At 31.5% G+C, this 12,549-nt stretch carries 13 protein-coding genes and 1 pseudogene; all 14 read right to left on the reverse strand.

The window, feature by feature from the left end; genetic code table 11:
• Nucleotides 1-253 precede the first annotated feature (253 nt).
• Entirely contained in the window at nucleotides 254-970 is a 717-nt protein-coding gene (locus P7F85_RS10580; RefSeq protein WP_002465850.1) for a hypothetical protein, read from the reverse strand.
• 326 nt (nucleotides 971-1,296) lie between these two features.
• Nucleotides 1,297-1,803 carry an SA0570 family protein gene (locus P7F85_RS10585; RefSeq protein WP_002465910.1) on the reverse strand — a complete coding sequence of 169 codons (507 nt, stop codon included), beginning with the start codon at nucleotides 1,801-1,803 and terminating at the stop codon, nucleotides 1,297-1,299.
• Between the two features lie 141 nt (nucleotides 1,804-1,944).
• Nucleotides 1,945-2,752, reverse strand: a pseudogene (locus P7F85_RS10590) (alpha/beta fold hydrolase).
• Nucleotides 2,736-3,458: an HAD family hydrolase gene (locus P7F85_RS10595; RefSeq protein ID WP_002451060.1), complete on the reverse strand. Its 723-nt coding sequence runs from the start codon at nucleotides 3,456-3,458 to the stop codon at nucleotides 2,736-2,738. Before P7F85_RS10595 ends, P7F85_RS10590 begins: the two are co-directional and overlap by 17 nt.
• 52 nt (nucleotides 3,459-3,510) lie before the next feature.
• Nucleotides 3,511-4,461 carry a FecCD family ABC transporter permease gene (locus P7F85_RS10600; protein ID WP_002465860.1) on the reverse strand — a complete coding sequence of 317 codons (951 nt, stop codon included), beginning with the start codon at nucleotides 4,459-4,461 and terminating at the stop codon, nucleotides 3,511-3,513.
• 146 nt (nucleotides 4,462-4,607) lie between these two features.
• Nucleotides 4,608-5,504: an ABC transporter substrate-binding protein gene (locus P7F85_RS10605; RefSeq protein ID WP_002465864.1), complete on the reverse strand. Its 897-nt coding sequence runs from the start codon at nucleotides 5,502-5,504 to the stop codon at nucleotides 4,608-4,610.
• 192 nt (nucleotides 5,505-5,696) lie between these two features.
• On the reverse strand, nucleotides 5,697-7,043 hold the full coding sequence (locus P7F85_RS10610) for an MATE family efflux transporter (RefSeq protein ID WP_002465856.1): 1,347 nt from the start codon (nucleotides 7,041-7,043) through the stop codon (nucleotides 5,697-5,699).
• 173 nt (nucleotides 7,044-7,216) lie between these two features.
• The gene (locus P7F85_RS10615) at nucleotides 7,217-7,726 is read right to left on the reverse strand and encodes a DUF805 domain-containing protein (protein ID WP_002465867.1); all 510 of its coding nucleotides are present in this window, start codon (nucleotides 7,724-7,726) and stop codon (nucleotides 7,217-7,219) included.
• A gap of 132 nt (nucleotides 7,727-7,858) precedes the next feature.
• Nucleotides 7,859-8,506, reverse strand: a complete 648-nt coding sequence (locus P7F85_RS10620) for an endonuclease III domain-containing protein (RefSeq protein WP_002465896.1) — start codon at nucleotides 8,504-8,506, stop codon at nucleotides 7,859-7,861.
• A gap of 75 nt (nucleotides 8,507-8,581) precedes the next feature.
• The gene (gene argS, locus P7F85_RS10625; RefSeq protein WP_002465906.1) at nucleotides 8,582-10,243 is read right to left on the reverse strand and encodes an arginine--tRNA ligase; all 1,662 of its coding nucleotides are present in this window, start codon (nucleotides 10,241-10,243) and stop codon (nucleotides 8,582-8,584) included.
• The gene (locus P7F85_RS10630) at nucleotides 10,243-10,656 is read right to left on the reverse strand and encodes a DUF1934 domain-containing protein (protein WP_002451067.1); all 414 of its coding nucleotides are present in this window, start codon (nucleotides 10,654-10,656) and stop codon (nucleotides 10,243-10,245) included. The genes argS and P7F85_RS10630 overlap by 1 nt, the downstream gene beginning before the upstream one ends.
• Nucleotides 10,657-11,026: 370 nt before the next feature.
• The gene (locus P7F85_RS10635; protein ID WP_002465907.1) at nucleotides 11,027-11,419 is read right to left on the reverse strand and encodes a hypothetical protein; all 393 of its coding nucleotides are present in this window, start codon (nucleotides 11,417-11,419) and stop codon (nucleotides 11,027-11,029) included.
• A gap of 122 nt (nucleotides 11,420-11,541) precedes the next feature.
• The gene (locus P7F85_RS10640) at nucleotides 11,542-11,781 is read right to left on the reverse strand and encodes a hypothetical protein (RefSeq protein ID WP_002465897.1); all 240 of its coding nucleotides are present in this window, start codon (nucleotides 11,779-11,781) and stop codon (nucleotides 11,542-11,544) included.
• 240 nt (nucleotides 11,782-12,021) lie between these two features.
• Nucleotides 12,022-12,531 carry a YwhD family protein gene (locus P7F85_RS10645; RefSeq protein ID WP_002465872.1) on the reverse strand — a complete coding sequence of 170 codons (510 nt, stop codon included), beginning with the start codon at nucleotides 12,529-12,531 and terminating at the stop codon, nucleotides 12,022-12,024.
• Nucleotides 12,532-12,549 lie beyond the last annotated feature (18 nt).

A 12,549-nucleotide genomic window follows, 5' to 3' on the forward strand; every position in this document is an offset into this window, starting at 1 on the left:
ACTCTGAAATTTCTAAATTCTTAGTGTTACCCCCGCAAGGATGACTAGATATCAATTAGTGTAACGTCCATTGATATCAGTCATCTACTGTGTGTCATGAGCTTCAGCTCAGGCGTTCCTACCTTATTGCAAGAAATTGCTTAGAACTTCTTAGGGTGTAACTCTGAAATTTCTAATTTCTAAAGAAAGAGAATGATTTTACAATATAAAAAGTCTCCATTTGAAAACAAATGAAGACCTTCACCCCGCTTTATTAACTTTTTGTTCTCTCTGATAATTTAATCGTACAGTAAATAATTAATATCACTAATAAAATCCAAATAACTAATGAGAATATTTGAGCGATATCTGGATTGGATACCATTGCATCAATCGTTTTTTGACAAACTAACAATCCTAATCCAGTAAACTCTAATTTTTTTAAATAGATTCCTGCAATACATAAAATAATACCGACAAAGAAAACAAATTGATGACCATACATGGATATTGGTATAATCGACCAATTGAAATGGAATCCTTGCATAATAATAAGTATCAACGCTATTGCGGCGATAACAAAACCGCCTATCATTTCGTATCGGTTACTATACAAATAATTCTTTTTATTGATTCGATGATAAATCAAAATGGATATTGGAAAAATCACTATGCAGTAAAACAAACTAATACCTGTAATCGCTTGAAATTGCACATATTGCTTGTCATATAAATATGAAATCAATATAAAATTAATAATAAAAAAGATGATAGGATTTAGTTCGAGTGCAAATAGATTACGCTGTATGATTAAAATAATTTGTGCTGGCGATTTTTCTCTATACTCTATGTAATCTTGATCTTTTGCTTCAGACTTTTGAATATCTATACGAAACTTTTCTTTAATATCATCTATAAGGTTTGGCGACATTCCCTTATGACTAAAGTAGTCATTAATATTTTCGAGTAGTACTTTATCATTTGTCCTCATGTTAAGCTCCTTTAATTACGCTTTCTAGATGCTTTGTTATCTTAACTTCAACTACGGCGTTCATTTTCTATCCGTATTTTACTTTCGAAATCCATCATAATTACTTTTTCTTTCTATCAATATAGCATTGTAACATAATTGAATTGCTATTTCTTTAACCTTCATTTTATTTTATATCAAAAAAAGAACCTTTATCCTATAAAATGATTTAATCTTGAAATCAATCATTTACACACAAAATAACCGACAAACATTTTGAGAGACTTAAAAAAGTAACTCAACATCAGTTTGTCGGCTATTCATATTTAAAAATGATTGATGACTTATTATTTACCTAAATCTACTCTATAAAGTTTAACATTTTTATCTTTAGGTGAATTTGAACTAAATTGATAGCTAGCATTTTTATCTTTGATATATCCAAAATTACCAGTGACATGATTATAGTGGACACGACTTGAAGCATTTGGACTTACACTACGTTTAACTGCATTATATGTTGGCCCATTAGCTTTATTATAAGTCATAGATACACGTGTCACATGACCTCTATCTTTTTTCCCATCTGCTGTTACTAATAATACACCTTTATTTGTTCTAAATTCATAGTAATGTTCTGAACCATTTTCATTATAAGAATAAATAGGATTGCTATATTTACCTAAGACGCTTTGCATTGATTCGCCTAATTTTACATTTTCTAATGATTGATCACCTTGTGTGATTTGTTGAACTGTTTGAATTGAATTACCAGTTGCTGCTTCAACGTGATTAACGTTTACTCCTGTGACAACTAGACCTGAAACAAGTAATGATGCCATTAACTTTTTCATAAGCACTCTCTCCTTTATATCAATATCTCTTTCTTGTGCTTAATCACAGTATACTACAAATATTACTAATATGACAACATCATTACAAAAATGTTACAAATTTTAATACTTAAGTCGTAGTTATCTATCAAACCTCAATCATTAATTATGATTTTTTCTAATTGGGCAATGGTCAGTAATAAATTGCGTTACATCCTCAATAAATCGTTGTTCTTCTTCTACAAATGGATATAAACTTGAAGTATTATATACTAAAAAGTCACCATGTTCGATTAAATCTACAACTTCTTTAGCTTCAAGTGTTGTCGTTCTTTCGCCGTATTCTCCTGCAATAATTAATGTAGGCGCCGCTACTTTTGAAAAAAACATCGGAAATACCTGTTGATTTAAATACATCTTCTATTGCTTGAATTTCTTCTTTAGTTGAAATTGAATTTGTGTCTTCGACATGTTTTAAAAACTTGTTCATTTTACGTGGTTTGTAATATTTTTTATCATTTAAGAATTTCGATTGCTTTTCATCATCCCAGTTACGAATGGTATGGGCATATTTTCTAAACAAACGCTCTTCTGGTAGCTCTCCTTCAACTGACGTTGGATTAACAAATGTTAATGAAGATACATAGCCAGGATATCTTACTGATAAATCTGCAATAATCATGGCAGCCATTTCGTGTCCAATAAAAGCGGCTTGATCGATATATATAAAGTCTAGTAATGCGATAATATCATCCGCAAATTCTTGGAATGCGATATGTCTCGGTTTGTCAGAATACCCATGACCTCTTAAATCAATCAGTACCACTTGGAATGACTTCGCTAACTTTTTAGCTACGTCATTAAATACCGTATAATTATCGTAAGCAGTGTGAATCAACACAACTGGGTATCCTTCACCTAATGTATTGTAATGTAGTGTTGTACCATCATTTCTAGTAAATAAATCCATTAGATCGTTCTCCTTCTAAATTAAAATTCTTCGGCAAAATATCCAGTAATTCTTCAATCGTGGTAATGGTAAAATCAACTTCCTCTTCAAGCGGTTCTATTTCTGCATCTTCTTGTTTGAACCAAACACTTACCATTCCCATTGCACGTGCTGGTGCAACATCGTTTAAAGCATCGTCTCCAACATACATAATTTCATCTGCTTTGACATCTAATTGATCAATCATATCCTCAAATATCTTTGGGTGTGGTTTACGAAACCCTACAGTTTCAGATGTCGATAAATAATTAATGACATGCATGATACCTAATGAGTGTAGTCTAAATTGTTTAATTTTAGATTTACCATTTGCAATGACCCCAATAAGATAATCTGCTTTAGATAATCGTTCTAGTGTATATAACGTGTCATAATATGGAAATACATAACGATAAAAATGCATCTCAAAATCATTAAATAGGTCTTTCCAGGTTAAACGATCGATATGAAATTGTTTAATAATAGCTTTATATAAATCTGGCTTGTCATTGTCTTCATCATCATCTAACTCAATGAACTTATTCTTAAAATCAGCTAATTGTACATGTACAAAATAATCATGAAATCTTTCATATTGTTCTTCAATAAATTTCTCACGTGATTTTACTCTATCTAGCAATGTGCCTTCTAAATCGAATACAATTGCTTTTATATGACTCAAATCCATCTTTTTAACCTCTTCATCGTTTATTAATTCTTATTTTAGCAAATGAATGACATTAGCGTAATACTTTAGATTGCGATAATAAAATATAACATAATACCGGAATACCTAATAACGCCATAATAATACTAGCCGGCACTTGTATTGGATGTATCAAAATACTACCTATAAAATCAGCTAACGCCATCACTATTGCACCAATGATGATATTTAAAACCATTTGCATTCCGAGCTCAAAACGCCAATAATAACGTCGAATCAATTGAGGCACAATCATGCCAATGAAGCCAATAATGCCTACATAAGCGACTACAACAGCTGTGACAACAGAGGCTATGGTAAGTACCATAAAGGTCATACGTTGTACATTTAAACCTAACGATTGACCTTTCAACTCTCCTAGTTGCAATAATTTAATTGGACGTAATAATAATCCTAGCCCCATAACTGACAATGCCAATACAATGGCTATGATGATATCATTTTCAATTTCTGCAGAAGCAAAGCCGCCAAATAAATAATTCGCCACTGTATTTAACTTCTGCGGTTTTATCAATATCAATATATATAATAAAGCATTAAATAATGCCCCTATCATTAACCCAAGTAGAATCAATACACGGACAGGATAACCTGTAGATAACGTCATTGTTAGACTTAATACAATAATTAGCGTTATGAGGCTAAACCCTATAGAAAAGAATGGGATCCATAAAAAACTCAACCCTAAAAATAAGGCTAATCCTGAGCCAAACGTAGCACCACTGGCTAAACCCAATGTAAAACTATCTGCAAGTGGATTATTGAGTACCGTCTGAAACATTTGCCCAGCCAATGTTAATGTCGCTCCGGTAAGCAATGCTTCTAACACCCTAGATAGTCTTACTTTCAATAAAATCGTTTGGTTAAATGGATCAGACAGATCACCAATTTGCCACATTAAACTCATTAATATGGTGCCAATTAAAATCAATGTCCAAATTAAAATAACCTTTATCTTTTTCATAATACGCTCTTTTCTAATTACTTTTTCGTTATTGTGCCCATCATAACAAACTTTAAATCAAAAAAGTACTAGTCTCACATTGACATAGCTAACTGACATCGTTCATTTTAGATCTGCATCATGTGTACTAGTACTTTTAGAAATCATTATTTTTTATAAATAGCATCTCTTAGTTCTTTTAAACCATCGTCTATTCTTGGTCCAGGACGTGATATTTCATCACCATTAACTGTTGTAATACGATGATGTTTCACAGCATTCGTTTTATCAAAACCACCACGTTTTGCAATGATTTTTTCATATTCAGCCTGTGACTTTCCTTCCGTAGATATCAAAATATCTGGATTGTGTTTGACGATGCTTTCTTTACTGACTGATTTCCAACCATCAATATCTTCAAAGCTATTTTTAGCATCTAATTGTTTTAACATATCATCAAAGAATGTATGTTTACCGGCAGTGTATATTTCTGGTTGAGATGATACTTCCATAAATACTTTTGGTTGCTTATGATGTTTCGGAATTGATTGAACCACTTTGTCGACATTATCTTTAGTTTCTTTTACTAATTGATTGGCTTGCTTTTCACGATGGGTTAACTTCCCAATTGATTTAAACGTTTCATATGTTTCTTTCAGTGATTGTGCATCTTTAACGTAAACGACTTTAACACCCTCTTTTTTCAAAGCATCTAAAACCTTGCCCGAAGATGATTTTTGAGATTCGTGTGCTAATATTAAATCAGGTTTTGCCTTTAACAAGGCTTCTTTATTCAAATTCATCGCATCAAATTGCTTTTTCCCTTTTTTAACACTTTTAGGATAGTCATCGACGGTAGACACACCCACAATACGATTTCCAAGTCCAAGTTCATATAAAATTTCAGTATTACTTGGCATCAATGAAACAATGCGGTGATACGGCGTTTTACCTGTATTAGATTGATTTTTAGAACCTTTGTCTGATTGATGCTGATCATTTTGGCTGCATCCTGCAAGAATGATTACTAATGATATAATAATTAACCAGAAATTACGTTTCATGTTTACTCATTCCATTCATTTTTATTTTAATATGTATATTACTTCATTTTATCATATCAAATTCCACATATTTTTCATTAGCTTTTTAATCATTTTAAATTTTTTAATAAAAATATCCCATCACTATGCTTTATAGTAATAGGATATTCCAAGTATGCTAATTGATATTTTAATGTTATTTTTTAACCTTTTCTAATCATGATCTTCAAGTATAATTTTTTGGTCCCATTTCCCAAATTGATAATAGGCAAATGCAAATAAACTACTTATGATAAAACCTATACCCATGCCCATACCAATACCTGTTTGACCAAACATTTTTGAGAATACCTCTGTTAATGGAAAACGTAGTATCCAAAATGAAATAATATTTAACACTAACACTTGGTACATTGCTCCAGATGCCCTTACGATACCATTTAATACAAAATTCAATCCTAAAAATGGATAACAAAGCGCTACAATACGTAAATAGTGACTACCGAAATCAACAGCTTGTTGATCCTGAATAAAGAATTTAATAGCAAATTCAGCTACTACCATTACAACTAAAGCAATGCTAATCATAATAGCAAAATTATATAATGCTGATACTTTAGCTATTTGACGAACTCTCTTCCAATTACCGACACCTATATTCTGACCTGCCATACTATTCACTGCAGTTCCAAGTGCCATTGCCGGTAACATAATTAAACTGTCTAACCTTTGAGAAGCACTAAATCCTGCTACTGTATCACCACCAAATTGGGTAACCACACTAAGTATAGCAGCATTGCCACCTTGAATGACTGCCATCTGTAAGCCTGCGGGTATACCTAATTTCAAAATTAAGATGACTTCATCTTTTTGAGGCAGTTTAGGGACTGTAAAAGGAATAAGTTGATGCTTAAGTGAATGATATAAACTATACAGAAAAGCTAGGCCTTGTGATACGACTGTCGATAATGCGGCACCAACCATACCTAATTGAAAAACACCAATAAATAATGGCGCTAAAATAGCATTAAGTACTACTGCTAAAAATACAATACGCATGGGTGTCTTACTATCTCCAAGTGCGCGAGATACCGTATTTACAAAGTTATAACCAAATAAGAATAAAATACCTAAAAAACTAATTTGTAAATATGTCGTTGCTTGTCCTAATAAAGTAGCTGGCGTACCGATTAATAATAGTAAGTGTTTTGAAAATATGAATCCAATCACACCAAATATCAATGCCATCGACGTCATTACAACAACAAATGCATTTAAATATTGCTTAAGCCCCCTATAATCCTTTTTACCGTAATATTGAGATAATATCGTTAAAACTGCATTATTTAAACCTAAAATAAATGAAAGTATCGTTATTAAAATAGTAGTAGAAATCGCCACAGCGCCTAGCGCGTGAGCCCCTAATAAATTCCCAACCCATAAACTATCTATAATTTGAAACGAGGTTTGAAGTAGATTGGTTAACATGATGGGACCTGAGAACAAAACCAAACCTTTGAATATATTGCCATGTGTAAAATCACGTTGTTTACTCGGCATTCAGACAACCCCTTTGTATTTGTAACTTTTCATATATCAATTCATTTATGATATCTATTCCCATATATCATGTCAATTTAACCCATATGAGAAATTAAGCCATACAAAATAAAAAACTGCACTACAAGTAGACAAACTTGTAATGCAGTAGATTGAAGTTCATTTGATATCTTTTATGCTTCATACATGTGTTCTTTAGGATTTGGTCCATATTGGTTCGTACCTTTTTCACTGTCTTGAATACAATACACTAATGCCATAATTGAAATAACAATACTTCCAATGGCAAATATAATTGCCATAATTGCTAATACAATGATGACAACAATATTTAAATGCTCTAGTTGAGAAAACCATCCATAGTCATTTGCCATTTGATTTATCGGATTTAAAAGGGTTAATACTAAATAGATGACGGGTATCGTTTTACCTTTTCCAATATCATGAAATCGTCTTACCGAAATTGTAAACATCGGTACTGTAAAAATGAGATACACGATATAAAAGACTATGTCATAAATGATTTTCCCATGTTGAAGTGGTACTAATATTAACGATGCAATAATCGCAATCATTAATAAACAAATCATGTTAATTAAAACCGGCCACCAAAAATCTTTTCTTCGTGTCCTACCTTCTAATATCAATGCATTTTGCCAAAACGCTTTATAAGACCTTAACATTTTCTACCCCTTTCACAAAAATTTATTTCAATATCTATTATATAATTTATCAATTATCATTCAATATGACTAGAATTTTTCAATTAATTAAAAAACAAATTTACTTTAAAAGAACCAATACATTTTGGTCGTCTAATCATTTACAGATGATTCAAAATAAGTATCTAAAAATGTATAATGTGTACCATTCTTAATATTAAAGTAATTTTTACCGAAGTTATCTAACAATGCGTGGAATTCATTCGCATCTTGATTGGTAAATGTTGAAGGTAATTGTATTTCTTTTTTAAATTTATCGTAACTATCCGTATTCGCATAACCGAGTTTGGCATATAATCGTCTCGTGTAACTATCTGGGATAAACTCTACCCCACCAAAAATATACACGATCAATACATCCGCTGTTTCACTACCAATGCCTCGTATACTTAATAATTCTTTTCTAAGATCATCCCTATATTGTGTAACAATACGGTCATAATCAAAATGATGTTGATCTAACCATGAGAATAATGCAAGAATCGCTTTAGCCTTATTTTTATAGAAACCACTTGATTTAATCACCATTTGTAAGTTTTCTAATGGCATATTTAATATATATTTTGGGTTAAAATCCGTTGCTTCTTTTAATGATTGTAAAGCTAAATCAGCATTTCTCCAATTGGTATTTTGAACAAGGATTGCTCCTAACATCATTTCAATATTACTGTCTGCAGGCCACCAATGTTGGGGTCCCATGTTTTGATATAAAATGTTATATAATTCTTCTGTTTGTAACAAAATATCCCCCATTTACATAGTCATAAAAACACCCTTATAACTGTAGTAGCTATAAGGGTTTAATCACATTTTAAATTACATTGACTCTGGAGCAGATACGCCAACTAATGCTAATGCATTGTTTAAAGTAATTCTTACTGCTTCTACAAGCGCAATGTGAGCTTTTGTTTTTTCAATATCATCTGTTAATACTTTTTCAGCATTATAGAATTTATGGAAGTGTGACGCTAAATCTTGAATATAATTTGTCATACGATGTGGTGCTCTTGAGTCTGCTGCACTTTCAATTGTTGGTTCAAACTCTGCCACTTTTTTCAATAATTCAATTGCTTTTTCATTAGTGATTTTTGAAAAATCAACGTCCGTACTAATGTCTATACCTTGTTCTTTAGCTTGTTTTAAGATAGAACAAATACGTGCATGACCATATTGTGCATAATAAACTGGGTTATCTTGCGATTGTTCTTTCGCTAATTCCATATCAAAATCAAAGTGTGTATCAGGACTACGCATTGTTAAGAAATAACGTGCCGCATCGACACCGACTTCATCCATAATTTCACGTAATGTAATGGCATTACCTGTACGTTTACTCATTTTTACTTCTTCGCCATTTTGCATTAGACGTACCATTTGCATAATTTGAATTTCTAAACGATCACTATCTACACCAAATGTTTCAAGTGACGCTTTCAAACGGTTGATATAACCGTGATGGTCAGCACCCATTAAATCGATTAAAATATCATTACCACGTTGTACTTTATCAAAATGATAAGCGATGTCTGGTAAGAAATAAGTGTAATTGCCATCTTTTTTGATTAGTACTCTGTCTTTGTCATCTTTAAAATCTGATGTACGCAACCAAGTTGCACCATCCGCTTCATATGTGTAACCTAATTCATTCATTTTAGCTAACACTTCTTTAATTTCGCCTTTTTCATATAGAGACGTTTCACTAAACCAATTATCAAAATGCGTATTGAAGTCTGATAAATCTTTCTTCAATTTAGACATTTCATAATCTACACCAAGCTGTCTAAATGTCTTCAGACGTTCATCATCACTATAGTCTTTAATTTCCGGATGTTTGTCCGCTAAATCTTTACCGATTTCAACGATATCTTTACCATTATAGCCATCTTCTGGCATTTCATGACTGTCATCACCTAATGCTTCAAAGAAACGTGTTTCAATTGAACGTGCAAGATTTGAAATTTGGTTACCAGCATCATTAATATAATATTCACGTGTCACATGATAACCTGCTGCTATTAAAATGTTAGCTAATGTATCACCAACTGCCGCATTACGTGCATGACCAATGTGCAAGTCTCCTGTTGGATTAGCTGATACATATTCAAGTAAAATATTTTTATTTTTAGATTCTTCTGCTTTACCGAACTGATCGCCTTTTTGAATAGCCTCTGGAATAATATCTGTTAAATATTGGTTATCTAAATAAAAATTGATAAATCCTGGTCCAGCGATATCAACCTTTTTAACATGCGCTTTACTAGCATCTAAATGATCCACGATAGCTTGTGCAATCTCACGTGGATTACGTTTAGCTATTTTAGTAAGTACCATTGCAATATTCGTTGAATAGTCGCCATTTTTTACATCTTTAGGAATCTCTATTTTAATTTCTGGAATGTCATTTGCTAATTTAGCTTTTTTAATACTTGCTTCAATTTCTTCAACTAGCGTCTGTTTGACTTGTTCTATTATGTTCATTAGCCTAACTCCTTGTAATTTATTTCGTATTGGTATGAACCCATTTTCTCTTCATTTTGAAATAATTCGTAATGTACTTTCAGTTTACCACCATCTGGGGTAACAAAATGTAGAATACTTAACGTTTTAACATTTAACGGAATACGGCCTGCAGGTATATCATAAAATGTAGTTGTTTCAGCACCTTCTACAAAATGAAAGTTCATATTAATATCGCCTTTTCGAATCAATTTCACGCCATCTTCTTCTATTTTAATGGTTACGTTCACGTTGGCATCATCTATATGTTCAGTATATCTAATGATGTGAGATTGACGTTTGTGCCATGATCCTTCAGTAGTAAAATCAAACTTCTCTTTTTCGCCATTTTGTTTAATTATCTGTTTCGTTTGGATTTTAACATTATTTTCCAATTTACTACTCCCTTATCCTACACAATAATACATGATATTATAGCATAATTGCCCTATTGCTTGTAGTATTGGACAATTGAATTTATTAATAAATATAAAATGAGTGGATAAGCCAAAAATAGCTTATCCACTCATTTTATCCTATCTAGCCTCAATAACATCTTCTAATGATTCTATGTCAACAATATGGTTTTGATATTTGCGTTTTTCAAGTTGATACTTATAGAAATATACGCTGCCAAAAATCAATGCTGTCATGAATATTAATTTATTCATTTTTTTACCTCATATTCTATAATGATATTTATTTCTTTTTTTATATTATCATTATCACAACTATGAGTAAACACGATTTATCCACGCTTATTAATTATTGAAAGGCGCCGTCTTTATAGATCACTTTTTCCTTATTACCACCAATAAATTGATTGTAATTGTCATTTTGGAAGTCAGTTAACAACGCTTTAGATGTACCATATTTTAATATGCCACCGTCAGTAATGATTTGCATTTTTCTAAACAGCAAACCATCTTTAAGACGAATTTCTTTTAATGGCTCATAATCTAAAATATCAGCATCTTTAATTTCAAATGTTTTAAATGCAATGGTTAAACACGCCAACGTTTCTTCCCCTAAATAATAGACATGCAAATCTTCTTGCTTATGCTGCCCCACTAAAAGCCTACCTTTAACAAAGCTATGTTCCGGAAATTTCAACTCTAAAAAATCAATCAGTTCCTCTTCTTTTAATTTGAATTGCATAAACCCATCCCCTATTCTCTTTTTGATTGTATATCGATAATGATTACTTTAAAAAACTGGCTACTCATTTCTATATAGAAATGAGTAGCTTATTTATAGTTTTATGTAATTATTTATAAAATTTAAAGACCTGCTTGCGAAGCAATAATATAGCCTAATGTAAATCCAATTAATGCAAAAACAATTGCAGCAATGATAATAACTATACCATGTACTTTTTTACCTTTACTAATTGTTAAAGCACCAAAAACAACACCTGCTGGACCAAATATAATTGGCAGTATAATTAGTGATAACCCAGAAAAGACCCATCCAAGGATTATAAAAACTAACGCATTGTTATCTTTTTGTTGTTCAGACATATAATACCTCCTTATTTTTTTATTTAATTTAAATATACATTTTTTTGATGAATTTGTTAATACTTTCAAACATTTTATTAATATATTTCAAAAATAATACTTTAAATATTAATACCCTTATAAAAATAAGGTTACTTCTTCCTATATTTTTTATAAGGAAAAGTAACCTATAATATCAAATTAATACTAAGTTAAAGCTCTAATTGTTTAGATAAAATTCATTTACATTTACAATTGGGTTTATCCCAATGCCTTAAACAATGCTTCGGTAGAGTTATTCCACATTTCTTCATTATGATTTTGTAAAAATGTTTTTAATACTTTTTTATTGTCTTCACCAATATGGTCTATAATAATTTGATGTTTCATTGATTTATCCATCATATTAACGTGTTCTGGCATGCTCTTATAACCACGTCTTATACTTTTGTTTACTAATAAGTAACATGCTGTTACACCTGCATAGTAAGGGCCATTTTCGCCTCTTTCAGTTGTAACCCAACATAGCCAGTATTCTTTAGCTTCTTCGCCTTCTACTTCTGATTTATCTGTTATCCATTTTACACCTTTTTCAACTTTAGCACGGGCATGCATACCACCAATATCAACAAAGGCTTCTTGATTTTCAACATCTATAAAGACAGGCGCAATATTATCTAGACTGATTGAACCGATATTTGTACCTTTATGGCCATCTAATGGGTCATTTTTTATGATGTTAAAATTAAATCCTTTTTTCTCAGTCACCATCGGTACCTCCTCATACAA

The organism is Staphylococcus sp. aM (assembly GCF_052975125.1).

Excerpts from the sequence above, each read along its gene's own strand:
- P7F85_RS10580 (WP_002465850.1), bottom strand. The coding sequence starts at position 970 with ATGAGGACAAATGATAAAGTACTACTCGAAAATATTAATGACTACTTT.
- P7F85_RS10585 (WP_002465910.1), bottom strand. The coding sequence starts at position 1,803 with ATGAAAAAGTTAATGGCATCATTACTTGTTTCAGGTCTAGTTGTCACA.
- P7F85_RS10595 (WP_002451060.1), bottom strand. The coding sequence starts at position 3,458 with ATGGATTTGAGTCATATAAAAGCAATTGTATTCGATTTAGAAGGCACA.
- P7F85_RS10600 (WP_002465860.1), bottom strand. The coding sequence starts at position 4,461 with ATGAAAAAGATAAAGGTTATTTTAATTTGGACATTGATTTTAATTGGC.
- P7F85_RS10605 (WP_002465864.1), bottom strand. The coding sequence starts at position 5,504 with ATGAAACGTAATTTCTGGTTAATTATTATATCATTAGTAATCATTCTT.
- P7F85_RS10610 (WP_002465856.1), bottom strand. The coding sequence starts at position 7,043 with ATGCCGAGTAAACAACGTGATTTTACACATGGCAATATATTCAAAGGT.
- P7F85_RS10615 (WP_002465867.1), bottom strand. The coding sequence starts at position 7,726 with ATGTTAAGGTCTTATAAAGCGTTTTGGCAAAATGCATTGATATTAGAA.
- argS (WP_002465906.1), bottom strand. The coding sequence starts at position 10,243 with ATGAACATAATAGAACAAGTCAAACAGACGCTAGTTGAAGAAATTGAA.
- P7F85_RS10635 (WP_002465907.1), bottom strand. The coding sequence starts at position 11,419 with ATGCAATTCAAATTAAAAGAAGAGGAACTGATTGATTTTTTAGAGTTG.
- P7F85_RS10640 (WP_002465897.1), bottom strand. The coding sequence starts at position 11,781 with ATGTCTGAACAACAAAAAGATAACAATGCGTTAGTTTTTATAATCCTT.
- P7F85_RS10645 (WP_002465872.1), bottom strand. The coding sequence starts at position 12,531 with ATGGTGACTGAGAAAAAAGGATTTAATTTTAACATCATAAAAAATGAC.